The organism is Corynebacterium mastitidis DSM 44356, assembly GCF_000375365.1.
GTDB classification, from domain to species: domain Bacteria; phylum Actinomycetota; class Actinomycetes; order Mycobacteriales; family Mycobacteriaceae; genus Corynebacterium; species Corynebacterium mastitidis.
This window is the reverse complement of sequence record NZ_AQXB01000006.1, coordinates 154,062-179,008: the sequence shown is the minus strand read 5'-3', so window position 1 is coordinate 179,008 and position 24,947 is coordinate 154,062. Positions and strand designations below refer to the sequence as shown.

Genomic DNA, 24,947 nt, shown 5'->3' with positions numbered 1-24,947 from the left:
GGGTCTTACGCTCCAGCCTTCTTCTTGGGAACACGTGCACCCGTGATCTTAGCCAAAGCGGGGGAGTCCGGGGTGATTTTGCACTCCTGCGCGTCCACCCCGGCCTTGCGCAGAAGCTGGGACACCTCCTTTTCCTGCTGCTCCATCACGAGGGTGACCACGCTGCCGCTGTGCCCGGCGCGCGCCGTGCGCCCCGCCCGGTGCAGGTAGGCCTTGTGCTCGGCGGGGGGATCGACGTGGACCACCAGGGAGACGTCGCCGATGTCGATGCCGCGGGCGGCGATGTCCGTGGCCACGAGCACCGGCACGGAGCCGTCCGCGAAGCCCTCCAGGGCCCGGGTGCGAGCGGACTGGCCCTTGTTGCCGTGGAGCCCGGCGGCGGCGATCCCGGCGCGCTGGAGCTTTTTCACCTGGCGGTCCACCCCGTGCTTGGTACGCATGAACATGATGGTCCGGCCCCGGCGGGCGCCGATGCGCAGCACCACCTCGTTGCGCGCCTCGCGGGTGCCCACCAGGAACGTGTAGTGCGTCATCGTGTCCACCGCCGCCTGGGCCGGGGCGGTGGAGTGTTCCACGGGCTCGCGGAGGTACCTGTTCACCAGCGTGGACACCTGGCCGTCCAGGGTGGCGGAGAAGAGCAGCCGCTGCCCGGCGGGGGTGAGGTCAAGCAGCCTGCGCACCTGGGGCAAAAAGCCCATGTCCGCCATCTGGTCCGCCTCGTCCAGGGCGGTGATGCGCACCGCGTCGAGGAACAGGGCCTTTTGGTTGATGAGGTCCTGGGCGCGCCCGGGGGTGGCCACGAGGAGGTCCACGGGGGCGGCCAGCGCCGTCTTGTGCCGCTTGATGTTGATGCCGCCCACCACGTCCAGGACGCGCAGGCCCAGGGCGGCGGCGGGGTCGGCCAGGCGCTCCCGGATCTGAGCGGCCAGCTCCCGGGTGGGCACCAGCACCAGGCCCCGGGGGTGGCCGGGGCGGGACGGCGCCCCGGCAAGTAGCGCCAGCATGGGCAGCCCGAAGGCGAAGGTCTTACCCGACCCGGTGGGGCCCCGGCCCAGCAGGTCGCGCCCGGCGAGGATGTCCGGGATGGCGGCCTCCTGGATGGGGAAGGGGTGGGTGATCCCCTCGGAGCGCAGGCAGCGCTGGAGGGAATCGGGGAGGCCGAGGTCTACGAAAGAAGTCACCCGGCGAGTCTACTAGGCCTCCACCTCGGAGCGGTCCTCGGACCACAGGGTGTGGAAGCGGCCGGGGCGATCGGTGCGCTCGTAGGTGTGCGCGCCGAAGTAGTCGCGCTGCCCCTGGATGAGGGCGGCGGGGAGGCGCTCGGAACGCAGGCTGTCGTAGTAGGACAGCGAGGAGGCGAACACCGGGATCGGCAGGCCCATCCGGGTGGCGGTGACCACCACGCGGCGCCAGGAATCCAGCGACTCGGTGATCTGCTCGGTGAAGTACGGGTCCAGCAGCAGGGACTCCACCTCGGGGTTTGCGTTGTAGGCATCCACGATGCGGTTGAGGAACTTGGCGCGGATGATGCAGCCGCCGCGCCAGATGGTGGCCAGGTCGCGGGGATCGACGTCCCAGCCATGCTCCTGGGATCCGGCCTTGATCTCGTCGAAGCCCTGGGCGTAGGCCACCACCTTGGAGGCGTACAGCGCGCGGCGGACGTCCTCGACGAAGCCCTCGGGGTCCTCCAGGGTGCCCAGCGCGCCGGAGGGCAGGGACTGCGCGGCGCGGCGCTGCGGGCGGGCGCTGGACAGGGCGCGCGCGAACACCGCCTCTCCGATGCCGGTCACGGGGATGCCCAGGTCCAGGGCGGCCTTGACCGTCCAGCGGCCGGTGCCCTTCTGCCCGGCGGAGTCCACGATGACGTCGATGAGCGGGCGGCCGGTGGCGGTGTCCACCTGGGCGAGCACCTCGGCGGTGATCTCGATGAGGTAGGAGTTGAGATCGCCCTCGTTCCACTCCCTAAAGATCTCCGCGATGCGCGCCGGTTCCAGGCCCGCCGCGTAGCGCAGCAGGTGGTAGGCCTCGCCGATGACCTGCATGTCCGCGTACTCGATGCCGTTGTGCACCATCTTGACGAAGTGCCCGGCGCCGTCCGGGCCGATGTGGGTGCAGCAGGGGGTGCCGTCCACGTGCGCGGAGATGTCCTCCAGCAGCGGGCCGAGGGAGGCGTAGGACTCCTCGGTGCCGCCCGGCATGATGGAGGGGCCGTTGAGCGCCCCCTCCTCGCCGCCGGAGATGCCGGTGCCCACGAAGTGCAGGCCGCGCGCGGAGATCTCCTTCTCCCGGCGCACGGTGTCGGTGTAGAGGGCGTTGCCGCCATCGACGATGATGTCCCCCTCCTCCATCGCGTCCGCGAGCTGATTAATCACCGCGTCGGTGGCGGCGCCGGCCTGCACCATGATGATGGCGCGGCGCGGGCGCTCCAGGGAGGCCACGAACTCCTCGATGGTCTCGGCGGGGAGGAAGCTCCCGTCCCCGTAGCGCGCCATGAACTCCTCGGTCTTGGCGGCGGTGCGGTTGTACACCGCCACCGTGTAGCCGTGGTTGGCAAAGTTTCGGGCGAGGTTAGAGCCCATGACCGCGAGTCCGATGACGCCGATCTGAGCCTGGGAATGATCAGTCATGCCAAAAGACTACCCCGAGGGGTGCGCAGGTGCTTGGATAGAGGGATGGACTTTCAAGAACTCATGCGGCGGGCCTCCCGGGGCCCGCTCGACGCCGCGGCCCTGAACATCATCAACGGCGCCCAGGAGGGCGCGGAGGCCGCCCTGGGCATCCGCTTTACCGCCGTGGGGCCGGACGAGGTGCGCGCCGAGATGGCGGTGGACGGGCGGCACAAGCAGCCGATGGGGCTGGTCCACGGCGGGATCTACTGCGTGCTCACGGAGGGCGTGGCCTCCCTGGCGGCCCTGGTGGCCTCGGAGGGGCTGCCCATCGTGGGCGTCAACAACACCACCGACTTCCTGCGCTCCGTGACCGAGGGCACCATCGTGGCGCGCGCAACCGCGCTGCAGCGCGGCAGGCGCACCCAGCTCTGGGAGGTGCGCATGGAGCACGAGGGCGCGCTGGTGGCGCTGGGCAAGCTGCGCACCATGACCGTTTAGACCCAGCCGCGCCGCCGGCACACCCACAGCACCAGCAGCACCGAGGCCGCCATGGAGGCCAGGGCGAGGGGATAGCCGAAGGACCAGTGCAGCTCCGGCATGTCCTCGAAGTTCATGCCGTAGATCCCCGCGATCAGGGTGGGCAGGGCCACCATGCCCACCAGCACGGAGAGCTTGCGCATGTCCTGGTTCTGCTGGAGGGAGATCTTGGCGGCCCCGGCGTCGATGAGCGCGGAGAGGCGCTCGTCGAAGTTGACCACCCTATCGCGCGCGATGTTCGCGTTGTCCGCCACGTCCCGGAAGTACGAGCGCACCTCCTTGCTCAGCAGGTCCTGGTGCCGGGTGAGCAGCGCGTGGAGCGCGGCGGGGAGGGGGTCGAGGCTGTGGCGCATCTCCAGGACCTCGCGCTTGAGCTGATAGATCTCGTCGATGTGGAAGTCCGAGCTGGGATTGAACACCGCCTCCTCCAGGTCGTTGAGGTCCTGCTCCAGCTCGTCCGCGATGGAGGCGTAGTCCTCCACGATGAGGTCCGCCGCCCGCCACGCCAGGCTGAAGGGGCCGTGATCCTCCAGCTCCAGCGGGCGATCCATGCCGGAGATCAGCCCCGCCACCTGCGCCCCGTGGCGCACGGTGAGCAGAAAGTCCGGGCCCACGACCATGTGCACCTCGCCGGTGCGGATGATCTGGCGGGGATCGCTGGGTTCCTCGGTGTAGGCCACCGTGCGGATCACCAGGAAGAGGTGGGCATCGTAGCGCTCCACCTTGGGCCGCTGGCGCGCGGTCACGGCGTCCTCGACGATCAGCTCGTCGAGGCCAAAGCGCTGGGCCACCTCGAGCATCCGCGCGCTCGAGGGGTGTTCTAGGTCCACCCAGGTGAAGTCCCCGGGGCCGGAGGCGGGGATACCGCCGCGAAAGGTACGGCATACGTCCATGGGCAACGACGATACACCGGCGGCGCGGCGGTCCCGCTGTGCGGGGCTCGCGGCTGGGGCCTGGGGTGAGGGGCGGCTAGGGGAGGAGGCTAGGCCACGATCTTGAACACGATGGCGCTGATGGCCACCAGGCCGGAGATCACGATGAACACGTTGGAGGCCTGGCCGCGATACGGCGCCAGCGCGGGCACCTTGGAGATGGCGTACATGGGCATCAGGTAGAGCAGCGCGGCGATCACGGGGCCGGAGAGCGTCTCGATGAGATCCAGCACGCTGGGGTTGACGATGGCAGCCAGCCAGGTGGTCAGGAAGATGAAGGCGTACACGCCCAGCGTCAGGGGGCGGGCGGGAAGATCGCGCCGGGCGATCCCGCGCACGATGCTCTCCGCGCCCTCCGCCGCGCCGAGGACGTGGCCGAAGTAGGAGGAGACGATGGCCGCGATGGCGATGACGGGCGCCAGGTAGGAGAGCACCGGGTTATCGAACACGTTGGCCATGTAGGAGAGCACGGGCAGGTTGGCCTCGCGGGCCGCCGCCAGGCCCTCCGTGCCCAGCGCCAGGGAGCAGGACCAGACGAAGAACATGGTGAACACCGTGAGCAGGACGGCCGTGTAGGCCAGCACCACGGAGGCCCGGCGCGTGGCCTTGTCCCCGTGGTTGCGCTGCATGGCCAGGGAGAACTGGGAGATGGCGGGGGAGTGGTTGAAGGCAAAGACGAGGACCGGGATCACCAGCCACACCGCGGCGGCGGTGGCCCACACCCCCTTGCCCGGGGCCCCGAAGAATCCCTGCAGGTCCCAGGAGGGGATCAGGTAGAGGGAGATGGCCCCCAGCAGGAAGATCAACGGATACACCAGCACCTGCGTGACCGCCAGCATGAGCTTTTGCCCAAAGACCAGCACCAGCGTCATGGCCCCCACGAGCAGCCCGGACAGCAGCGCCCGGGGGATGGAGGGCCCCCCGAGCTGGTTGACGATCAGGCTGTCCACCGTGTTGGTGATGCTCACCCCGTAGATGAGCACGATGGGGTAGATGGCCGCGAAGTACAGCAGGGTGATCACCCAGCCGATCTTCTCCCCGAAGTAATCGCGCGCCACCACCGTGATGTCCTCCCCCTTGCGCGGGGACACGCACACCATGCGGGCCAGGGCGCGGTGGGAGAAGTACGTCATCGGGCCGATGAGCAGCGTGGCCACGAGCAGCGGCCACACGCCGGAGCTGCCCGCGTTGATGGGCAGGAAGAGGATGCCGGCACCCACGGCGGTGCCAAACAGGGAGATGGTCCAGCTAGCATCGAGGCCGCGCGGCGGGCGCTGCGTGGGAGTAGCCATAGGAAGCGTCCTTGCTCTTGAGTGGGTAATTCCTATGACACTGTAGAGCCTCGGGTGAGTGCACACACAATCAGCGGCAGGAGGCCTGCCGGAAGAAATCGCGCTCGAAGTAGCACGCGGCCACGAACGCCCGCGCGGCCCCGAGGCGCTGGGCCTCCGAGGCCTCGGAGAGGGCGTGCTCCACCCGGCCGATGGCGGCTCGGGCCTCCGCTATGAAGGCGTCGTCGCCGTAGGCCGAGAGCCACGGGGCGTAGGGGTGATCCGGGGTCACCGCGCCGCGCAGGCGCAGCCCGATGTGGGCGTAGAGCCAGAAGCAGGGAAGCACCGCCGCGGCCGCCTCCGGGTAGGAGCGCTCGGCGGCCAGAAACGAGGTATAGGCCAGCGTGACGGGCGAGACCTCCACCGCCTCGGTGCCGCCGTGCCCGAGCAGCTCGCGGTGGAGCTGGGCCTCCTCCTCCACGCATACGGCGGCGCTGCGCGCCCAGCGCGCCGCGTGCTCGGGGTGCCTGCAGCGCGACGCCACCCCGGCCAGCGTGCGGGAGTAGGAGCGCAGGTAGTGGGCATCCTGCGCCAGGTAGAACAGGAAGTCCTCGCGCGGCAGGGTGCCCGCCTCTAGCTCCTCGAGGAAGGAGAGCGCGTAGGTTTGCCCCAGCGGCTCCCGTGCCAGCCGCCACAGCGCGCGCGTCCACGGACCCACGGCCCAGGAATCGTCCGGCTCCGGGCACGGGGAGAAGGCCGTGGGCAGCGGCCAGGGCTCGGCGCAGGCCGCGGCGCTCAGGCGGCGGCTGCGGTGGCAGTGATCCACTGGGCCGTTGCCGGTGCCCACCTGTAGATCACCCCCGTGCCGGATGGCCTCCACCAGCCAGCGCGTGGACCACCGCAGCGCGGCGGCGGGGCTGGCGTCCAGCACCAGGCGGGCGGCCAGGCTGGAGGAGAGGGAGCACCCGGTGCCGTGGGTGTGGCGGGTGGTGATCCTCGGGCAGGGCACGCGGGTCACGGAATCGGGGGTCACCAGGGCGTTGTCCGCGTGGCGGGCGTCCAGGTGCCCGCCCTTGACCACGAAAGCGGTGTTCCACGCCCGCGCCAGGGGCCGGGCCTGCGCCACGGCCTCCTCCAGGGTGCGCGCCGGGGCGGAACCGGCCAGCACGGCCAGCTCCGCGAGGTTGGGCGTGACCACGTCCGCCTGCGCGCACAGCCCGCGCAGGGCGTCCTCGGCCTCGCGGTCGAGCAGGCGATCCCCGCTGGTGGCCACCATCACCGGGTCGAGCACCACCGGGGAGACGGGGTGCGCGCGCAGGTAGGAGGCCACGGCGTCGATGGTGTCCGCGGTGCCCAGCATGCCGATCTTGACGGCGTCCACGGAGACGTCGTCAAACACGGCGTCGAGCTGGGCGAGCAGGAAGTCCCGGGGCGGGGTGTGCACGGCCCGGACGCCGCGGGTGTTCTGCGCCACCAGCGCCGTGGTCACGGAGAGGGGAAAGCCCCCGGCCTCGGAGATGGCCTTGATGTCCGCCTGGATGCCCGCGCCCCCGGTGGGGTCGGTTCCGGCGATGGTCAATACGCGCGGTATCACGACAAAATCCCTTCGCTAGTCCGAACTAGAGCAGGTTCCACGGGTATGATCTCAGCGCCACGGCGCACCCCGTTTGCCTGCGTTCAGGCTAGCAGAAGGGATAGAGGGGGGAGGGGGAATTACTTCTCCCCGAAGCGGCGGGTATCGCGCACCTCGATGGGGAAGTCCGCGTCCGAGCCCACGAGCCCGTTGAGCTTGTTCAGGCCGTTGCGGCCGTGGAGCTGCTGGCGGGTGGTGGCCAGGTTCCAGCGCTTGCGGGACAGCGCGTTGAGGCCCCAGGCGAAGGCCGCCACCAGGCGGTTGCGGAAGCCCACCAGGTACATCACGTGCACGGCCAGCCACAGCACCCAGCCGATGAAGCCGCTGACCTCGACCTTGCCCATCTTCACCACGGCGGAGAAGCGGGAGATCGTGGCCATGGAGCCCTTGTCAAAGTACTCGAAGGGCTCGCGGTTCTCCGGCTTCTGCTCGCCCTCGACCTCGGCGGCGATCTGCTCGGCGGCGTACTGGCCGGTCTGGATGGCGGTCTGGGCCACGCCCGGCAGGCGGTTGAGGCCCATCATGTCCCCGATGACGAACACGTTCTTGTGCTCGCCCACGGTGAGGTCCGGGTTGACCTGGACGCGCCCCGCGCGGTCCACCTCCACGCCGGCCTGATCCGCCACGAGCTTGCCCAGCGGGGAGGCCGCCACGCCGGCCGACCAGATCTTGGTGTAGCTCTCGATGGTGTGCTCCTCCTCGCCGGCCTTGTAGGTCACCGAGGTCTCGTCCACGTTGGTGACCATCGCGCCGAGCTTGACCTCCACACCCAGCTTCTCGAGCTGGCGCTGGGCCTTGCGGCCCAGGCGCTTGCCAAAGGGCGGCAGCACCTGGGGGGCGCCGTCGAGAAGCAGGATCTTGGCGGAGTCGGTGGAGAAGTTGCGGTACTCGCCGGAGAGCGTGCGGTGCGCCATCTCCGCGAGCTGGCCCGCCAGCTCCACGCCGGTGGGCCCGGCGCCCACGATCACGAAGGTGAGCAGGCGCTCCCGCTCGGCGGGGTCGGAGGTCAGCTCCGCGCGCTCGAAGGCGCCGATGATGCGGGCGCGGATCTCCAGGGCGTCGTCCAGCGTCTTCATGCCGGGGGCGTACTGGGCAAAGTGGTCGTTGCCAAAGTAGGACTGCCCCGCGCCGGCGGCGATGATGAGGGAGTCGTATTCGTAGCTGCGCTCGTAGTTGCCCAGGTGGGTGGTCACCGTCTTGGTCTCGATGTCGATGTCGGTAACCTCGCCCTTGACCACGGAGGCGTTCTCCTGCCCGGCCAGGATCTGGCGGGTGGAGGGGGCGATCTCCCCGGAGGAGAGGATGCCCGTGGCCACCTGGTACAGCAGCGGCTGGAAGAGGTGGTGGTTGCCGCGATCAATCAAGGTGACGTCCACGTCGGCGTCCTTGAGATCCTTCGTGGCAAAAAGGCCGCCGAACCCGGAGCCGATGACGACGACGTGGTGGCGTCCGCCAGCCGGGCGGTAAGGCTTCTGGGAAGATGACATGCGCTTTTACTGCTCCTGTTTTCTCATGCGGTGCGATTCTTGCAGTGATAGCAGATGATGATAGTCGGCTACCTCACCTTTGGCAGGGTAGGGGCCACAGGAATCCACCCATTCGGACCGAAACACAGAAACATGGGGGCGTGCATTTTTGGTTTAGCGCTCCCGCCGGAGTTCTCGGTATCGTGGTTCAGCGGTACTGGTTAACGGGGACGGAGGCGCAATGGCGGATCGGCATCACCGGCAGCACCGTCATCACCCTCATCTCGACGCCATCGACCTGGACGCGTGGCCGGGGCTGGGGGCCACGGAGCGGGACTGGCGGATGCGCCGTCGGGCCCGCCGCGCGGAGGCGGAGTTCGCGGACGCCTGCGAGGCCGCGGGCCTGGAGCTGGAATCCGAGCGCCCCGCGCTGCTGGTGGAGCGCGACGAGCTTTTCTACCGCCTGGCCACCTCGGGATGGCTCGGCCTGGCGGAATCCTACATGGCGGGCGAGTGGCACGCCCCCGACCTCCACGCCGTGCTCTTGGCGCTGCTGCGCGCGGACTACAAGCCCCATCGGGGGGCCGTGGAGCCGGGGCGCTACGACGGCGGCGCGCTGCCCGCCGACCTCGTGGAGTTTTCCTCCGCCGACGGCATGAGCCTCATGGGCGGGCTCTTCGAGTCCGGCGTGCCCACCACGGTGCGCGAGTCCGTGCCCAGCTTTGTGCGCGGCGCCGGGCACGGCAGCGAGCCCGCGACGCACTTCGTGGACGTCACCCGCGTGGCCCCTCCGGTGGCGGTGGAGCGCGCCGACCTCGCCGCCGGGCAGCGGGGCGTGGTGCGGGCGCTTCTCGACGCCGCCGAGGTGCGGCGCGGCACCGACGCCGTGGAATACCCGGCGGCGGGCGCCGCGGTGGTGCTGGAGGCCTCGCGCCGGGGCGCGAACCTGGGCGCGGTGACCGCCGACGAGGCCTGCGCCGGGGCCATCGAGGAGCGGCTCACCCTGGCCGGTGCCCGGGGGCGGGTGCTGGCGGTGCCGGAGGTGGCCGGGGGAGTCCAGCCCCCCGCCGAGGCCGTGGTCAGCGCGGAGTACCTGGAGCTGCTCAGCCCCCGGCAGCGCGGGGAGTATGTGGGCAGCCTGGACCGCTCCCTGCGTCCCGGCGGATACTGCGGGGTGCAGGCGCTCGTGAGCACGGAGGCGTTCGGCGCGGCGGCCCGCCGCAGCCTGGACGCGCTGCGCGCCTACATCTGGCCGGGGCTGGATTACCCCAGCATGGAGCAGGTCTACCGGCTCACCGACCAGTCCAGTCGGCTGCGGGTGGTGGGGCAGCGGCACTTCGGGGAGCACTACTCGCTGGCGCTGAAGCTCCAGTCCGAGTGCTTCGAGGCCCACTCGCGGGAGGCCGCCGCCGCCGGGTTCGACCAGGTCTTTCGCCGCCTGTGGCGGTATCAGTTTGCGCTGCGGCGCGCCCTGCTGGACCTGGGCATGATCGACGCCGTGCAGCTCAGCCTCACGCACCGCCGACGCCGGGGGCGCTAGATCCGCGTCATGTCCCGCTCGCGGGTCTCCCGCATGGCGAGAATGGCGAGCAGCGAGACGCCGGAGACGCCCGCCAGGTAGACGCCCACGGAGGCCACGCCGAACTTTTGCGCCAGGGCGGTGGCGATGAAGGGGGCGATGGCGGCGCCCAGGATGGACGCGGCGTTGTAGGAGATGCCGGAGCCCGTGTAGCGGACGTTGGTGGGGAAGAGCTCCGGTAGCACGGCGGACATGGGGCCGAAGATGAGGCCCATGAGGAACATGCCGATGGTGAGGAAGGCCAGCACGCTGCCGGGGGTGCCGTCCTGGAGGAACAGCGCGAAGGTGGCGCTGAAGGCGATGATGGCCACGGTGACCCACAGCAGGGTGGGCCTGCGTCCGACGCGGTCCGCCAGCCAGCCGGAGAGCGGGACGCCCGCGATGAAGGCGAAGATGGAGACGAGCTGGAGCTTGAGGAAGTCCGTGTAGGCGAAGTCCAGGCCGGTGGGGCTGATCCCGTAGGACAGGATCCACGTGGTGACCAGGTAGAAGAGGGTGTAGCAGCCCACCATCACGAAGGTGCCGATGAACAGGGGGCCGACGGCGGTGAGGAACACCTCGCGCAGGGGAGAGGTCACGCGCTGATCGCGGTCGATGGCCTGCTGGAACACCGGGGTCTCCTCCAGCCGCAGGCGCACGTAGAGCCCCACCGCGACCATCACGGCCGAGGCCAGGAAGGGGATGCGCCAGCCCCACACCATGAAGGGATTGGTGAGGTCTCCGTTGGTGTAGTCGAAGGCGGTGACCAGGATCAGGAAGAGCCCGTTGGCCAGGAGGAAGCCGAAGGGTGCGCCGAGCTGCGGCCACATCGCGGCCCAGGCCCGCTTGCCCTCCTCTGCGGTTTCCGTGGCCAGCAGCGCGGCCCCGGACCATTCCCCGCCCAGCCCCAGGCCCTGGCAGAAGCGCATGAGCGCCAGCAGGGCGGGGGCGAGGATGCCCACCTGCTGGTAGGTGGGCAGCATGCCGATGAGGAAGGTGGCGATGCCCATGGTGAGCAGGGCAAAGACCAGCGTGGCCTTGCGTCCCACGACGTCTCCGAAGTGTCCGAACACGATGGAACCCAGAGGGCGGGCCAGGAACGCGAGGCCGAAGGTGGCGAACGAGGCCAGCAGGCCGATCGTGGGGTCCTCGGACTTGGGGAAGAAGAGGTGGGGGAACACGGCGACGGCGGCGGTGGCGTAGACGTAGAAGTCGTAGAACTCGATGGTGGTGCCCACGGTGGAGGCCGTGACGATGCGCGCGCGATCGCGGGAGGTCAGCGAGATGGTGGCCGGTGTGGCCGGAGCGGAGGCGGTCATGGACAAAAACCTTTCGAATGATTGGTACATCATAAGGTAGTGTCCCGCTGCATGAGATGGCAAATCCTGTAAAGTGAGATGAAAATATTGCTTTCGCTTTCTCGGCGGCTGGCGTTGGATAGAGGGCTATGAACACACTTCCGCCCTGGGGGCCCGCGTGGGCCGGGGCTGCACTGGGAACGGGTGGCTTTGCCACGCTGAGCCGCCTGCATGGCTGGGACTGGCTGGCCAACGCGCTGCTGCTCCTCGCGGCGGCGCTGATCGTGCGGATCGCGGCGGGCTGGTGGCGCCACCGCGTGCCGCCGCTGGAGCGCGCGGCCGCCCCGGCCTGGGCGCTGCTGGGTATGGCGATCACCACGGTGGGCAGCGCGCAGACGGCCGCGACCCATCAGTGGTGGCTGCACGGGCTCCTCGTGGTCCTGGGCGCGGCGATCTGTCTGGGGGCCAACGCGGCCTATTGGCCCGTTTTGCGCGGCGAGCCCACCTTCCTCTCGCTGTTTCCCGTGATGTGCCCGGTGGTGCCCGCCGTGGGGCTCGCGCAGTGGGCCGAGGCCGGGATGCCGGGGGCGTCCGGGGCCAGGGTGCTGGGGTGGCTTCTGTGCGCGCTCGCGGTATGCGGGGCGGTTCCCGCCTTCGTTCTTGTATATCGGCGGATGCTGCCGTGGGGCCCGCCCGCGCCGCTAGCGGCCACCTGCTGGATCCCCCTGGGCATCGTGGGGCAGTCCGTGGTGGCGGTGGTGACGCTGGGCGGTCCGCGCGCCTACGGCTGGGCGGTGCTCGCCCTGGGCCTGCCGCTGGCCCTGTGGGCGGCGTGGCGGCACTGGGGCAGCCTGCCGGGCTGGGCGCCGTACAACCCGACGTGGTGGGCCTCGACCTTCCCGGTGGCCACCTGCGGCGCCGGGGCGTACGCGCTGAGCGGCGGCCAGGGTTGGTGGGCCGCGCTCAGCCTGGGGCTGTTGTTCCTCCTGGCGGCCCATTGGTGCGTGGCGGCGGCGAGGGCGGCCTCGTGGCGTTTTAAATCACTGTGACTATTTTATCTCTCCCCGGAGGCACACGGTGGTGGAGCCGCCGATCCATGTCTCGCCGCCCTCGTGACGGACGGTGATCTCGCCTTGACGGTGCAGCCGCGCCCCCTGGGAGACGGAGTACGCGCGGGGCGCGCGGCCCGTGGCGATCATCCACTGCGCCGTGGAGGCGTTGAGGCTGCCGCAGACCGGGTCCTCCGCGATCCCGGCGCCGGGGGCGAAGGCCCGAATCTCGAAGGCGTGGCGGTGGCCCTCCGGGTGCGGGCCGATCGCGCCGATCTTGGCCTCGGGGATGAGGCTCAGGTCCGGCTCGAGGTTAAGGACCGTCCGGGCGCTATCGAGCAGCACCACGGCCCAGCCGGGGCCGTTGTCCACCCACTGGTGGTCCACGATCCGCTGGGGCGGCACCCGGAAGGCCTCCGCGATGCGATCCAGGTACTCCGGGTCGAGCGGTCTGCCGCGGAGGGTGGGCGGCGCGGCGAAGAAGAGCAGATCCTCCGTGCGGCGCACCGGGACGAGCCCGCCGGAGCACTCCTGGACGAGGGTGGTTTTATCCGTGCCGTGCAGCTCCGCCCAGGCGCGGGCCGAGCCCAGCGTGGGGTGCCCGGCGAAGGGAAGCTCCCGGGTGGGTGTGAAGATGCGCAGGCGGTAATCGGCCCTCGGCGTGGTGGGCGGCAGCACGAAGGTGGTCTCGGAGAGGTTGGTCCAGCGCGCGATGGCCTGCATGTCGGAGTCGCGGAGCCCCTCGGCGTCGAGGATCACGGCCACGGGGTTGCCGCCGTAGGGGTGGCGGGAGAAGACGTCTACTTGCATGAAGGGGCGCATGGGGGCATGATACAGGATTCTAAAATGACATAATGTACATTATCGGACATTGTGCTGGGGCGGAGGTTTTATGCGGTTTATGCGGTGGATGCGCGTTTATGCGTGATTTACACCGGTGGCATGGAAACCCAGCCGGTGCCGCGCAATCCCTTTCATCCCACCTTTCTCCGGCGGTGATCGCCGGGCGCGAGAACGAGCGGCGCCAGTTCGAGCTGACTCTCGCGGAGGGGCCCGGCAATCCGTGGCGCACCGCGCTGATCTCGGGAAGCCGTGGGCCCGCGAATGCTCTTAGACCTCGTCGAGGTGACCATCCCGCGCGTGTACGACGCCCTGGATGACGCGCCCACGCCGCGCCGCCGCACGCTCACCGGGGTCTCGCTGAGCCATCTTGGTTCCGTCAGCATGGCGGCGGAACGTGCCCGGCCGTTGCCGGGGCGCAACCTCCTGAGCGAGCTGCAGGACCTGGCCGAGGTCACCGCGCCGCGCGCCTGAGGGCTCGGGACGGCGTGACGGTCAGGGACGTCGCGGCGGCGATGGGTTCCACCACCACGAGCGCCTCCCGCCTGCGCCACGAGCTGATTTATCGGGAGCTGATCGTGGCGCATTCGCGGGGAAAGGTGCAATTTGCCGTGCCGTATATGGCGGAGTATTTGAACGCGCTCATCAGGTAGTTTTCCCAGGTGAGGGCGGCGCGGGCCCGCTTTAAGGTATGGGGGTGCGCGCATGAGGGGTTGCTCCCCTGCGGGCATAATCGGGTACGGTGGTTGCTGTTGGACTTCAACGCACCCGAAAGGATGAAGAAATTATGAAGAAGACTCTTCGCGTTCTCCCCCTCCTGGCCGTGGCTCCCCTGGCCCTGGCCGCCTGCTCCTCCGACGAGGGCGATAGCACCGAGACGACCGTTGAGACCACCGTGGCCACCACCGCCCCGGCTTCCTCCGCCGCCGAGTCCATTTCCTCCGAGGCCGTCGAGGCCTCCGAGGAGGTTTCCGAGAAGGCCGACGAGGCCGTGGACACCATCAACGACAAGAAGGACGAGGTGTCCAACGACCTTGGCGAGGCCAAGGACGAGGCCGGCGACAAGCTTTCCGACGCGAAGGACGACGCCGCCAATAAGCTCTCCGACGCCAAGGAAGACGCCGCCGACAGCCTGTCCGACGCCGCGGGCAACGTCTCCGACAAGCTGGACGAGCACGCTCACTAATCGCGCTGGCGGTACGCCGCCACCAGTTGCCAAGCAGTAATCCCGCCCAGCGCCACGGCGATGAGGCCCACGAGCCACATCTGCTGGAAGAACACCCACAGGGTGAAGGCGACGATGACGATGAGGCGCAGCCACAGCGCCGGGATCATCCGGGCGGGATTCATGCGTTCTTCTCCAGGGCCAGGCGGACGTTGATCTGCCCGTGCTCGTCGATGGAGGCCGCCACGAAATCGGGGGTCTCTACCGCGTAGTCCGCGCGGTCTATCTCGATGTCGGTGGACACCACCACCGAGTCGCCGCTGCGCAGCACCTTCATCACGGGCTCCACGTCCCGCGTGTGCCCGTGGAGGGTGAGCCTGCCGGGTACGCGCACCTCCCCCATCGTGCCGTCGTCCGGCAGGCCGGTGAGGTCCACGGGCCCGGAGATCTCGAAGTCCGCGGTCGGGTGGGTCTCCGTCTCGAGAATCTTGGTGCGCACGTTGATGTCGCGCCGTTCGTTATCCGAGGCCACGGTGGTCATGTCCACCGTGATCAGGCCGCCGACGAGGGAGTTATCCTCGATGCTTAGCGACCCCTCCACGTGCGTGGTAGACCCGGAGGTGACGCGCTTGTCCCCCGGGAGGATCTCGTGGAAGGTGTACCCGGCCGAGGTGGTGTTCCCTGTCGCCCTGCCGGTGACCTCCCAGTGGCCGTTCATGTCCGTGGTGGCGTGCGTGGCCCCCTTGGCGTCGATCCCCTCGGTTTTCACCCCGGGGCCGTTCATGGCCCCCAGCACCGTGGGCAGGATGGATAGCACCGCGATGAGGATGATCGCGGTGACAAAGGCTGCGATAACGATCTTGCGATTACGCGGCATGGCTTACCTCAACTTCTCTATCGAACGCGCTAGTTCCACCAGCTCGGTGCACAGCTCCTGAAGCTCCTCTCCCCCCGCGCCCTCGCGCGCGGCGGTGGCGATGTCCTCTGCGGAGCAGCGTAGCTCGAAGAGGGAATCCTGAAGGCGCTCCGCGCGCTCCTGCGTCATGATCACGGCGTCCTGGGGAATCCTGGTGCCGGTGATGTTATGGCGCTGCTCGTACGCGCGCTGCTTGCAGGACGGGCAGCAGTATTTCTTGGGGCGCCCCCGCGTGGAGGGTTCCATCTCCTTGCCGCACCACGCGCAGCGCTGTTGCTTCTTATACGTCACATGACTCATCCTAGCCCCCGTGGGCGGGGTGGGAACAAACCGAGCGCATAGTCCGTTATACTCGCGTAGTTGATACTAATCGCGGGATGTAAAGGATGATGCTGCAATGGCAGATCGGGTGCTCCGAGGCAGTCGCATGGGTGCGGTCAGCTACGAGACGGACCGGGACCATGACCTGGCCCCGCGCCAGATGGTGAAGTACCGCACGGACTCCGGGGAGATCTACGAGGTCCCCTTCGCGGACGACGCCGAGATCCCCGGCGAGTGGATGTGCAAGAACGGTCAGCTCGGCATCCTCGTGGAGGGCGAGGGCGTGGACGCCAAGCCGGTGAAGCCCCCGCGCACCCACTGGGACATGCTCCGGGAGCGCCGCAGCATCGAGGAGCTGGACGAGCTGCTGGAGGAGCGCATCGAGGCGCTGCGCAAGCGGCGCCGCAACGCGGCCAAGCTGCTCAAGCAGCAGAAGGAAGAGGAGGCCAAGGCCGCCGGTAAGTAACCACCCCGGCGCGGCGTGGGCCCTTGCGCACCGCGCCTTAGGCATGAAGGAAGCCCGGAGGCCGCGCGGCCTCCGGGCTTTTTTCGGCACGGCTAGATCCGGTGCTTGCGGCGGAACTTACCCACCTCGTGGCCCACGAGCTTGCGCACCTCGGAGTAGACGTTGCCGATCTGCTCGCTCCGGTGCGCCGCCCCCCACCTTGTTACCTGCACCAGGCTGTCCTTGACAAAGCTGCCGTCCAGCTTGGACTCCCCGATCTCGCGCTCGGTGAAGGTGATGGGGACCTCGCGCACGTCGTGGCCCGCCTCCACGGCGCGCCAGGCGAGGTCCACCTGGAAGATGTAGCCCGCCTGGGCCAGCTCGTCGAGGTTCAGCTCCTCGAGGATCTCCCTGCGGTAGGCGCGGTAGCCCGCCGTCATGTCCGAGAGCCCGGCGCCCAGCGCCAGGGAGATGTAGAGGTTGCCGACCTTGGAGAGCAGCCAGCGCTTCATCGGCCAGTTAACCACGCGGCCGCCGGTGACGTAGCGGGAGCCGATCACGAGGTCGGCCCCGGCGTCGATCTCCTGGAGCAGCAGGCGGAGCTGCTCGGGGGCGTGGGAGCCGTCCGCGTCCATCTCGCACAGCACGGTGTACCCGGCCTCCAGGCCCCACTGAAAACCCGCCACGTAGGCGCCGCACAGGCCGCCCTTGCCCGCGCGGTGCAGGACGTGCACCTGATCGTCCTGCACCGTCAGGGCGTCGGCCCGCTCCCCCGTGCCGTCCGGGCTGTTATCGTCCACGATGAGAACGTCCACCTCCGGGGCGGCGGTGCGCACGCGACCGACGATGAGCGGGAGGTTCTCCAGCTCGTTATAGGTGGGGATGATCACGAGCGTTGCATCGCTAGGACGGGCCACTGAGTTACTCCTTACGGGATGCGGATGAGCGCCGGCGCCACAAGGCCACGAGCGTACCTAATGCCCCAATGATAGCGATGCCCGCTTGGACCCAGAAACCGAATCGCACGGCCGGGGTGAGGGAATCGCGCAGGGGAAGGGTGTCCGTGAGCGTGGCGGCCTCGAAGATGCCTGTGGAGGATCGTACCTCGCCGTCGGGCGCCACGAGGGCGGAAACGCCGGAGGTGGCCGCCACGATCACCGCCCGGTCCGTCTCGATGGCGCGCATCCTGCTCATGGCGAGCTGCTGGTAGGTCATGTCCGTGAAGCCGAACGTGGCGTTGTTCGTGGGCGTGGTCAGGATGCGGGCCCCGCCCCGCACGGCGGAGCGGTAGGCGTCGTCAAAAAGCACCTCGTAGCAGGTGGCCACCCCCACCGGAAGCCCCGCGGCGTGGACCACGCCCGTGCCGTGCCCGGGGCGGAAGTCCCCGGCCTGGTCCACGTAGGGGGAGACGTGCCGCAGCAGAGAGCGCAGCGGCATGGTCTCCCCGAAGGGCTGCAGGAAGCGCTTGTGGTGGTACTCCCCCGGCCCCGTGGCGGGGTCAAAGACCATCATGGTGTTGTGGGGGCCCTCCTCGTCGGAGGTCAGGGTGCCCACCAGGATGGGGGCCCGGGTGGCGTCCAGCGCCCGGCCCAGCAGGGCGTGCGCGCGGGCGTCCGTGAGCGGGTTGACGTCCGCGGAGTTCTCCGGCCACACCACCAGGTCCACCGGTGAGTCCAGCTTTTCCGTCTCCCGCACGTGGCGCTCCAGCACCGCGCGGCGCTGGGCGTTGAAGTCCAACCCCATGCGCGGCACGTTGCCCTGGACGGCGGCCACCCGCACCTCCCCGGTGTCCCGCGTGGGCCAGGGAACGAGGCTGAGGGCGAGCACCGCGAGCGCGCCCAGCACCGCGCCGCGCGAGCGCAGCCGAAACAGCGCGCAGCCCACCAGCGCGGCCGCGAAGCTCACGGCGGCGGGCCCGCCCAGGTAGGCCAGGTGCGCCAGGGGGCCGTCGATCTGCCCCCAGGCCAGCCGCCCCCAGGGAAAGCCCCCGAAGGGCCACGAGGAATACAGGTACTCCACCGCGCACCACCAGGCGGGAAAGAGCACCACGCTCCCCCGGCGCAGCGCGGCCCCGCCCGCCCCGAGCAGCAGCCCGAACAAAGCCAGTACGGCGCACAGCGCCAGGTAGGGGGCGGAGCCCACGAACTCCCCCACCCACGGCAGCAGCAACAGGTACAGCGAGAGGGCCTGCACGAGGCCCAGGAGTGCGCCCTCGCGTAGGGAGCGGGCCCGGCGCAGCGCGTGATACAGCAGGCCGAGGCCGACGATCCCCGCGGGCCACCAGCCCAGGGGCTCGTAGGAGGCAAAGACCAGGAGCCCGGAGAACGCCGCCGCGGCGAGGCGCCACGGCATCTTACTTGAAGTCCTCCGGCTTGATGTTCCTGCTCCACTGCTGGACCTCGTCCTCGTCGATCACCTCGGCAAAGGACCCGTAGCTCGTGCGCTGGCGGTAGGCGCTGGCGCGCTGGAAGCCGCGCATGCCTGCCTCCTCGATCCTGGTGCGCAACTTGCGGGCCAGGCTCCGGCGGACCAGCGCGCGCGTGGGCGGCAGGATCAGCAGCAGGCCCGCGATCGCGGTGGCGAAGCCGGGCAGGGCCACCAGCACCGCCCCGGCGGCGATGAGGCCGTAGTTGCCCATCGCCTCCCCGGGGCGAATGCGGCCCCCCGCAGCGGAGCGGGCGATGGCGCGCATCTCGAACGTGGCCAGGAAGAGCCCGCCGAAGAACACCAGGATCAGGGCGAGCAGGGCCCAGCCCACGCCCAGCAGGTGGGCCACAGCCCAGAAGGTCAGGGCCTCCACGAGGATATAGGGTAAAGCGAGAAAAAGTGGCACCCCACCAACCTACCTATATCGCGCCCAACACGTCCGCCACGGTGCCCGCCACCACGGCCGAGCCGCGCGCGGGGCGCGCGATCAGCGCCACGGGGATGCCCAGGGCCTCGGCGGCGGTCACCGTGGTGCCCAGGTCCGGGCGCCCGGTGTCGGTGAGCACGATCCCGTCGATCTGGTGATCCCGCATGAGCTTCTTCTCCCCCGCCAGGTCCCCCACCCCGGGGGCGATGACGCGGTGCCGGGCCGGGGCCTCGGCGCGCCGGGGGCGCTGGGCCTGGCGCAGCACGTAGAGGTTATCGGAGTCCGCCGCCAGCGGGGCAAGATCCACTCCCTCGGCGTCCACCAGGATGTGATGGCAGTTCCGCTGCGCCCAGGCGGCGGCCTCGGCCACGCTGGTGGCCTCCAGGGCGGGGCTCAGCGGCCAGCGCCGGGGCGAGTACGCCACGAGGGGAACCCCGGTGGCGTGTGCGGCCTCCTCGATGTCCGCGTGCGAGGGGTCGAAGGGGTGCGTGGCGTCCACCATCGCCTCGATGCGCTCGCGCACCACGAGGGCCGCCAGCTCCGCCGGGGAGGCGGGAAGGGCCGTGGTGACCTCCCAGCCCGCCGCGGTGAGCGCGGGGCCCACCTCTCCCCCTCCGATGACTAAAACGCGCATGCGCATGGAAACCTCCTTTACCGGGGCATCCTACGCCATACCGGGCGCGGCACCAGACGCATGGCATAGGCCAGCAGCCGGAGGCGGCCGGGAATCCACAGGGTGCGGCTGCCTCTGCCGCCTCTGCCACCTCTGCCGCGCAGCACCTCGGCGGCCACCGCCTCGGCCACCTGGTGCGGGAGCACGGACATCGGGGCGGGCCTCATCCCCTCGGTCATGCGCCCGATGACAAAGCCGGGACGCGCGGTGATCAGGCGCAGCGGGGTGCCGTGAAGGCGGTCGGCCAGTCCCTGGCAGAAGGCGTCCAGCCCCGCCTTGGTGGAGCCGTAGACGTAGTTGGCGCGGCGGGCGCGCCACCCGGCGATGGAGGAAAAGGCCACGATGACCCCGCCGGGCATCGCCTCCGAGAGCGCGGTCAGGGCCACCACCTGCGCGGTGTAGTCCACCGTGGCGATCTGGGCCGCGTGGTCGGGGTTGCGCTGCGCCTCCTGTTGATCGCCGAGGATGCCGAAGCACACCAGCGCTATCTCCGGGATCCGGGAATCCAGCAGGCGGCGCAGGCAGGAGCCGCCGAGGTCCGTGGCCTCGAAGGGATGGGCCTCCACGCTCAGCGCCCCGGCGTCCAGCAGGCGGGCGCGCAGCGGCTCGAGCGCCTCGGGGCGGCGGGCCGCCAGGACCACGTCCCGGCCCCGGCACAGCCGCAGCGCCAGCTCCCCGCCGATCTCGCTGGTGGCGCCCAGCACGAGCAGCGGCCCCATCAGCGCAACTGCCTCGGCTGGTTGTTCAGGCGCTCGCACCCCTCGGCGGTGACCACCACGATGTCCTCGATGCGGCCGCCGTGGCGGTCCTCGAAGTAGATGCCCGGTTCCACGGAAAAGGCCATACCCTCCTCCAGCACGAGGTCGTTGCCCTCCATGATGAAGGGCTCCTCGTGCAGGGACAGGCCGATGCCGTGGCCGGTGCGGTGGAAGAACTCCGGGCCGTAGCCCGCCTCGGAGATGATCTCCCGCGCGGCGGCGTCGATCTGCGCGGAGGTGGCCCCGGGGCGCACGGCCGCGCAGGCGGCCTCCTGAGCCAGCCGCAATACCCGGTACCACTCGGGTTCCCCGGCGGGGCCGCCCACCACGTAGGTGCGCGTGCAGTCCGAGTGGTACCCCACCCCGTACGTGCCGCCGATGTCCACCACCACGATCTCCCCCGCGCGCAGCCGCCGCTCGGAAAAGGAGTGATGGGGGTTGGCCCCGTGGGGCCCGGAGCCCACGATGATGAAGTCCACCTCCCGGTGCTCGCGCAGGATCAGCGCGCGCAGGTCCGCGGCGACCTCGGCCTCGGTGCGGCCCGCAGCGAGCAGGCCGGGCACCTGCTCGTGCACCGCGTCGATGGCCCGCGCCGCCGCGCGGAGCTGGGCGACCTCGTGGGCGTCCTTGAGCATGAACAGCTCGCGCAGCCGGGTGGTGGCCAGCGTGGTGGCGCGCGGGGCGCAGCGGGACTGCAACGCCAGGACGTGGGCGGTAGTCAGGGACGCCCCCAGCCCCACGGGCCCCTCGCCGGGCAGCTCCACGAGCAGGTACGGGTCCGCTCCGTCCGCCCAGGGGCGGATCTCCACGCCCAGCTCGCCCAGGAAATCCGGGTCGAAGTCCGCGACGTCGGACCGGGGAACCACCAGCGCGGGCGCGCCCTCGGCGGGAACGACCAGGCCGGTGAAGCGCTCGTGGGTCTCGGTCCACGAGCCCAGGAGGTAGGCCATCTCGGGGCCCGTGCCGATCACGAGCCCGCCGAGCCCCTTGCTCTGACACAGGGCGGCGGCGCGGGAGAGCCGCGCCGCGTACACGGAGGCAGGAAAGCGATGCATGGGGCCATCCTACAGCCCCACCGCCACCACCCCCCGGCGGATGGACTGGATGGCCCGGCGCGCCTGCGCCCGGGTGTGGTCCCGGTAGGCGGTGGCCGCCACCTGCTCCAGGAGGTCCACGACCTGCCTGCACCAGCGCACGAAGTCCCCCGGGGTCAGCTCCGCCCCGCACTGCGCGGCGGCGGCCAGGCAGTAGGCCAGGGGTGCCCCGGCCGTCCACTGATGCATGGCCAGGGCGAAGGCCCCCTCCGGCGCCGGGGAGACGGGGAGGCGGTGGCGCTGCTCGTCGTGGGCCAGCTCGGACCAGAGGCGCTCGGTGGCGCCCATCGCCGCGCCCATCGCCTCGGTGGCGGCCGTGGGCTCGCCCTGGGTGGCCTTGCGGTTGTCAAAGACGCACAGGGAGGCCACGCCCGCCAGCTCCGCGGGGTCCAGATCGTCCCAGATCCCGCGGCGCAGGCACTGCGCCACGAGCAGGTCCGCGGCGCAGTGGATGCGGGCCAGGCGCTGCCCTTCCTCGGTGAGAGCGTAGCCCGCGTAGTCGGTTTCGGGAGCGGCCGGTGTGGTGGAGCCCGTGGCCGCGGCGTCCGTGGAGATGTAGCCCTGCTCCGCGAGCAGGTCGAGGATGCGGCGGAACGTGTGGGCCAGGGTGTCGCTCGCGGAGACCTGGTGGCGGCGCTCCTGGTCCCGGAGGCGCAGGATCTTCTCCGCGTGCCTGCTCAGGTGCTCCCGGTCGGCAGGAGGCCAGTGGTGCACGCGGTGGGCGCGGACCTCCTCGCGCAGCCGGGCGACCTCCTTGGAGGGGCGCACGCGGGCCGTGGTCTTGAGCTTGGCCGGTCCCCGGAAGCGGTGGAGGCCGCGCGCGATGCCCCGCGCGTTGCGGCGGTGGTTGCCCGGCACGCGCATGTGGCCCAGGCGCACGGGGGCGTTGCCCAGGGAGCGGCCCTCGATGCGCCCCGTCCAGCCGTTGGCGGCCACGACGAGGGGGCGGGGGTCGTCCGAGCGCCGGGCGGGCTCGACCACCACGGCGATCAGCGGGCGCTTCTTCCCCGGCAGCGCCAGCACCTCGCCGCGCGTGGCGGAGGCGAGCAGGCGCGCGATCTCGGCGTCGCGCTGCTGCCGGGCGCGGGCCCGGTGCTGCTTCTCCTCCGAGGAGAGGCGCTGGCGCAGCCCGACGTAGTCGAGCAGGTCCTCGCGGTCACCGGGCGGGTTGAGGGCCCGGAAGGCGCGCTCCAGCTCGTGCTCCTGCTCGCGCAGCCGCGCCTGGACGCGGTCGAGCGCGAGGGCCTGGTCCACCACGGAGGCGTCGGCCTGGAACTGGGCGAAGGACATCTCCAGCAGGTCGATGGCGCGCCGGTAGCCGTTGCGGCCCAGGAGGTTAACCGACATGTTGTACCCGGGCTGGAAGGTGGAGACCAGCGGATAGGTGCGGGTGGAGGCCAGCCCGGCCACGGCCTCGGGGTCGATCCCCGGGGTCCACTGCACCACGGCGTGGCCCACCACGTCGATGCCCCGCCGCCCGGCGCGCCCGGTGAGCTGGGTGTATTGCCCGGGGGTGAGGTCCACGTGGGCCTCACCGTTGAACTTGACCAGGCGTTCGAGCAGCACGGTGCGGGCGGGCATGTTGATCCCGAGGGCGAGGGTCTCGGTGGCAAAAACCGCGCGCACGAGGCCCCGGGCGAAGAGGTCCTCCACGACGTGCCGGAAGGCGGGGAGCATCCCGGCGTGGTGGGCGGCGAAGCCGCGCGCGAGGGCGGCGCGCCACTGCGCAAAGCGCAGCACCTCCAGGTCCTCGGCGGGGATGTCCGCCACGGCCTGGGTGACGATCTCGCGGATGCGCGCGGCCTCCTCCTCGGTGGTGAGGCTGATGCGGGAGCGCAGGCACTGGAAGAGCGCGGCGTCGCAGCCCGCGCGGGAGAAGATGAAGAAGATGGCCGGGAGCATGTCGCGCCGCCGCAGCGCCTGGATGGCGTCGGGCCTTGAGGCCGGGCGGTGCCGGTCGCGGGCGGCCTCGCGCAGCAGCGCCGGGGAGACCTTCTGGCCCTCGGGGTCGAACAGCGGGCGCAGGGTGCTTCCCACCAGCATCCACTGGTGCAGCGGCACGGGCCGGTGCTCCGCGACGATCACCCGGGTGTCCCCGCGCACGGCGGAGAGCCATTGGCCGAACTCCTCGGAGTTGGAGACGGTGGCGGAGAGCCCGATGATCCGTACGGACTCGTCCAGGCCCAGGATGATCTCTTCCCAGACCGCGCCCCGGGAGGCGTCGGCCAGGAAGTGAATCTCGTCCATGACCACGTGGCTGAGGGCGGAGAGGGCCTCGGAGTCCGCGTAGACCATGTTGCGCAGCACCTCGGTGGTCATCACCACGATGGGGGCGTCGGGGCGGATGGTTTGGTCGCCGGTGAGCAGGCCGATGTTCTCCGCGCCGTAGCGGTCCGCGAGGTCGTGATACTTCTGGTTGCTCAGCGCCTTGATCGGGGTGGTGTAGAAGCACGTGGTGCCGCGGGCAAGGGCCAGGGAGACGGCGAACTCCCCCACGATGGTCTTGCCCGCGCCGGTGGGGGCGCACACCAGCACGCCGGAGTCGGCCTCCACCGCGCGGCAGGCCTCCTCCTGGAAGTTGTCGAGGGGAAAGGAAAACTGCGCGGCGAAGTCGTGGAGGTGCGTCATTTAGAGAATATCGTCATAGTCGGCGGTGCGGAGGGAGGCGGCCGGGGTGACCGGGGCGGGGGCGGCGATGGCGGTGGCGGACTCATCCTCGGCGTCGAGCCAGTCGGGGCGCTCGCGCTGGCGGCGCTTATCGCGCAGGCGGCAGAACTGCAGGGCCAGCTCCACCAGGGCGCTCAGCGAGGCGGTGAGCACCACCATGGACAGCGGGTCCTGGCCGGGGGTCATGAAGGCCGCGAAGACGGCCAGGCCCACGATGATGTAGCGGCGCTTGTCCTTGACATGGTCGTAGGAGAGGATGCCCGCGATGTTGAGCGCGGCGATGAGCAGCGGCACCTCGAAGCTCACGCCGAAGATGAGCAGGAGGCTGAGCATGAAGCTGAAGTACAACTGGCCGTTGAGCGCGACGTCTTGGACCTCCGCGCCCAGGGTGAGCAGGAACTCCAGGCCGTAGGCCAGCACGACGTACGCCAGGACCGCGCCGGAGGCAAACAGCAGCACGGCGATGGAGACGAAGGAGGCGGTCCAGCGGCGCTCGTTCTTGAGCAGGCCGGGGGTGATAAAGCCCCAGAGCTGCGCCAGCCACACCGGGGAGGCGAGCACCGACCCCACCAGGGCGCTCACCTTGAGCCTGAGCATGAACATCTCGAAGGGCGCGGTGGCCAGCAGGCGGCACTCCCCCGAGGCCCCCAGATCCACGCGCATGCTCGGGTCCACCGAGCAGTAGGGCACGAGGAGGATCTCGCCCAGGGAGGGGATGCCGAGGAAGGAGCGCTGATACCAGATAAAGCCCGCGATGGTCCCCACGACCAGGGCGATCAGCGAGACGATGACGCGCCGCCGAAGCTCCTGGATGTGCTCGACGATGGACATCGTGCCATCGGGATTCTTCTTACTCACGGC

The 24,947-nt window shown here is 70.2% G+C and carries 26 protein-coding genes and 1 riboswitch; of the genes, 7 read left to right on the top strand and 19 right to left on the bottom strand.

The features are described 5' to 3' along the window. Nucleotides 1-5: 5 nt before the first annotated feature. Nucleotides 6-1,181 carry a DEAD/DEAH box helicase gene (locus B140_RS12315; RefSeq protein ID WP_018118944.1) on the bottom strand — a complete coding sequence of 392 codons (1,176 nt, stop codon included), beginning with the start codon at nucleotides 1,179-1,181 and terminating at the stop codon, nucleotides 6-8. A 12-nt stretch (nucleotides 1,182-1,193) separates the two neighbouring features. Beyond that, nucleotides 1,194-2,627 (bottom strand): NADP-dependent phosphogluconate dehydrogenase, encoded by a 1,434-nt coding sequence (gene gndA, locus B140_RS0108530; protein ID WP_018118943.1) that lies wholly within the window; start codon nucleotides 2,625-2,627, stop codon nucleotides 1,194-1,196. 45 nt (nucleotides 2,628-2,672) lie between these two features. On the opposite strand from gndA, the gene B140_RS0108525 reads away from it, so the two are divergent. Beyond that, on the top strand, nucleotides 2,673-3,107 hold the full coding sequence (locus B140_RS0108525; RefSeq protein ID WP_018118942.1) for a PaaI family thioesterase: 435 nt from the start codon (nucleotides 2,673-2,675) through the stop codon (nucleotides 3,105-3,107). On the opposite strand, the gene B140_RS0108520 is transcribed toward B140_RS0108525, so the two are convergent. The 4 genes from B140_RS0108520 to B140_RS0108505 form a co-directional block, all read right to left on the bottom strand. After that, nucleotides 3,104-4,039: a magnesium and cobalt transport protein CorA gene (locus B140_RS0108520; RefSeq protein WP_083912283.1), complete on the bottom strand. Its 936-nt coding sequence runs from the start codon at nucleotides 4,037-4,039 to the stop codon at nucleotides 3,104-3,106. The genes B140_RS0108525 and B140_RS0108520 overlap by 4 nt on opposite strands. An 89-nt stretch (nucleotides 4,040-4,128) precedes the next feature. Beyond that, nucleotides 4,129-5,370 (bottom strand): amino acid permease, encoded by a 1,242-nt coding sequence (locus B140_RS0108515; protein ID WP_018118940.1) that lies wholly within the window; start codon nucleotides 5,368-5,370, stop codon nucleotides 4,129-4,131. Between the two features lie 70 nt (nucleotides 5,371-5,440). Then, nucleotides 5,441-6,943: a bifunctional hydroxymethylpyrimidine kinase/phosphomethylpyrimidine kinase gene (locus tag B140_RS0108510; RefSeq protein WP_026166173.1), complete on the bottom strand. Its 1,503-nt coding sequence runs from the start codon at nucleotides 6,941-6,943 to the stop codon at nucleotides 5,441-5,443. After that, a riboswitch (TPP riboswitch) is annotated at nucleotides 6,933-7,025 on the bottom strand. It overlaps the preceding gene by 11 nt. Before the next feature lie 37 nt (nucleotides 7,026-7,062). Next, nucleotides 7,063-8,469: an NAD(P)/FAD-dependent oxidoreductase gene (locus tag B140_RS0108505; protein ID WP_018118938.1), complete on the bottom strand. Its 1,407-nt coding sequence runs from the start codon at nucleotides 8,467-8,469 to the stop codon at nucleotides 7,063-7,065. 220 nt (nucleotides 8,470-8,689) lie between these two features. Here B140_RS0108505 and B140_RS0108500 point away from each other — a divergent pair, with 220 nt between their 5' ends. Next, on the top strand, nucleotides 8,690-9,988 hold the full coding sequence (locus B140_RS0108500) for a class I SAM-dependent methyltransferase (RefSeq protein ID WP_018118937.1): 1,299 nt from the start codon (nucleotides 8,690-8,692) through the stop codon (nucleotides 9,986-9,988). Here the strand turns inward: B140_RS0108500 and B140_RS0108495 are convergent. Further along, nucleotides 9,985-11,325: an MFS transporter gene (locus tag B140_RS0108495; RefSeq protein WP_018118936.1), complete on the bottom strand. Its 1,341-nt coding sequence runs from the start codon at nucleotides 11,323-11,325 to the stop codon at nucleotides 9,985-9,987. The genes B140_RS0108500 and B140_RS0108495 overlap by 4 nt on opposite strands. Before the next feature lie 128 nt (nucleotides 11,326-11,453). Between B140_RS0108495 and B140_RS12990 the strand changes: the two genes are divergently transcribed. Then, nucleotides 11,454-12,353, top strand: coding sequence for an SLAC1 family transporter (locus B140_RS12990; RefSeq protein ID WP_018118935.1), 900 nt, complete (start codon nucleotides 11,454-11,456; stop codon nucleotides 12,351-12,353). On the opposite strand, the gene B140_RS0108485 is transcribed toward B140_RS12990, so the two are convergent. Beyond that, complete coding sequence (locus B140_RS0108485) at nucleotides 12,354-13,175, bottom strand: PhzF family phenazine biosynthesis protein (protein ID WP_018118934.1); 822 nt, start codon at nucleotides 13,173-13,175, stop codon at nucleotides 12,354-12,356. A gap of 282 nt (nucleotides 13,176-13,457) precedes the next feature. Between B140_RS0108485 and B140_RS12985 the strand changes: the two genes are divergently transcribed. The 3 genes from B140_RS12985 (at nucleotide 13,458) to B140_RS0108470 (ending at nucleotide 14,379) form a co-directional block, all read left to right on the top strand. Next, nucleotides 13,458-13,667 carry a hypothetical protein gene (locus B140_RS12985; RefSeq protein WP_018118933.1) on the top strand — a complete coding sequence of 70 codons (210 nt, stop codon included), beginning with the start codon at nucleotides 13,458-13,460 and terminating at the stop codon, nucleotides 13,665-13,667. A 14-nt stretch (nucleotides 13,668-13,681) separates the two neighbouring features. Further along, entirely contained in the window at nucleotides 13,682-13,846 is a 165-nt protein-coding gene (locus B140_RS13795) for a hypothetical protein (RefSeq protein WP_018118932.1), read from the top strand. 134 nt (nucleotides 13,847-13,980) lie between these two features. Then, the gene (locus tag B140_RS0108470) at nucleotides 13,981-14,379 is read left to right on the top strand and encodes a hypothetical protein (RefSeq protein WP_018118931.1); all 399 of its coding nucleotides are present in this window, start codon (nucleotides 13,981-13,983) and stop codon (nucleotides 14,377-14,379) included. Here B140_RS0108470 and B140_RS14130 read toward each other — a convergent pair. Genes B140_RS14130 through B140_RS0108455 form a run of 3 tightly spaced genes read right to left on the bottom strand, consistent with a single transcriptional unit; the run spans nucleotide 14,376 to nucleotide 15,574 of the window. Further along, nucleotides 14,376-14,543, bottom strand: a complete 168-nt coding sequence (locus B140_RS14130; RefSeq protein ID WP_026166172.1) for a hypothetical protein — start codon at nucleotides 14,541-14,543, stop codon at nucleotides 14,376-14,378. The genes B140_RS0108470 and B140_RS14130 overlap by 4 nt on opposite strands. Next, entirely contained in the window at nucleotides 14,540-15,235 is a 696-nt protein-coding gene (locus B140_RS0108460; protein WP_018118929.1) for a YceI family protein, read from the bottom strand. The genes B140_RS14130 and B140_RS0108460 overlap by 4 nt, the downstream gene beginning before the upstream one ends. Nucleotides 15,236-15,238: 3 nt before the next feature. Further along, complete coding sequence (locus B140_RS0108455) at nucleotides 15,239-15,574, bottom strand: hypothetical protein (RefSeq protein WP_026166171.1); 336 nt, start codon at nucleotides 15,572-15,574, stop codon at nucleotides 15,239-15,241. 97 nt (nucleotides 15,575-15,671) lie between these two features. Between B140_RS0108455 and B140_RS0108450 the strand changes: the two genes are divergently transcribed. Beyond that, complete coding sequence (locus B140_RS0108450; RefSeq protein WP_026166170.1) at nucleotides 15,672-16,061, top strand: RNA polymerase-binding protein RbpA; 390 nt, start codon at nucleotides 15,672-15,674, stop codon at nucleotides 16,059-16,061. A 92-nt stretch (nucleotides 16,062-16,153) separates the two neighbouring features. Here the strand turns inward: B140_RS0108450 and B140_RS0108445 are convergent, their stop codons facing one another. From B140_RS0108445 to tatC, 8 genes are read right to left on the bottom strand one after another with little or no spacing between them, the layout of a single operon-like run. Next, complete coding sequence (locus tag B140_RS0108445; RefSeq protein WP_026166169.1) at nucleotides 16,154-16,957, bottom strand: polyprenol monophosphomannose synthase; 804 nt, start codon at nucleotides 16,955-16,957, stop codon at nucleotides 16,154-16,156. A gap of 4 nt (nucleotides 16,958-16,961) precedes the next feature. Beyond that, nucleotides 16,962-18,392 (bottom strand): apolipoprotein N-acyltransferase, encoded by a 1,431-nt coding sequence (gene lnt, locus B140_RS0108440; protein ID WP_018118925.1) that lies wholly within the window; start codon nucleotides 18,390-18,392, stop codon nucleotides 16,962-16,964. A gap of 1 nt (nucleotide 18,393) precedes the next feature. Continuing rightward, nucleotides 18,394-18,873 carry an FxsA family protein gene (locus B140_RS0108435; protein WP_026166168.1) on the bottom strand — a complete coding sequence of 160 codons (480 nt, stop codon included), beginning with the start codon at nucleotides 18,871-18,873 and terminating at the stop codon, nucleotides 18,394-18,396. Nucleotides 18,874-18,886: 13 nt separating this feature from the next. Next, nucleotides 18,887-19,534 (bottom strand): precorrin-6A/cobalt-precorrin-6A reductase, encoded by a 648-nt coding sequence (locus tag B140_RS0108430; RefSeq protein WP_018118923.1) that lies wholly within the window; start codon nucleotides 19,532-19,534, stop codon nucleotides 18,887-18,889. A gap of 11 nt (nucleotides 19,535-19,545) precedes the next feature. Beyond that, on the bottom strand, nucleotides 19,546-20,286 hold the full coding sequence (locus B140_RS0108425) for an SDR family NAD(P)-dependent oxidoreductase (RefSeq protein WP_018118922.1): 741 nt from the start codon (nucleotides 20,284-20,286) through the stop codon (nucleotides 19,546-19,548). Beyond that, complete coding sequence (locus B140_RS0108420) at nucleotides 20,286-21,380, bottom strand: M24 family metallopeptidase (protein ID WP_018118921.1); 1,095 nt, start codon at nucleotides 21,378-21,380, stop codon at nucleotides 20,286-20,288. The genes B140_RS0108425 and B140_RS0108420 overlap by 1 nt, the downstream gene beginning before the upstream one ends. 9 nt (nucleotides 21,381-21,389) lie before the next feature. Beyond that, nucleotides 21,390-24,047 (bottom strand): DEAD/DEAH box helicase, encoded by a 2,658-nt coding sequence (locus B140_RS0108415; RefSeq protein WP_018118920.1) that lies wholly within the window; start codon nucleotides 24,045-24,047, stop codon nucleotides 21,390-21,392. After that, nucleotides 24,048-24,917, bottom strand: coding sequence for a twin-arginine translocase subunit TatC (gene tatC, locus B140_RS12300; RefSeq protein WP_018118919.1), 870 nt, complete (start codon nucleotides 24,915-24,917; stop codon nucleotides 24,048-24,050). It abuts the gene before it with no gap. Nucleotides 24,918-24,947: the final 30 nt, after the last annotated feature.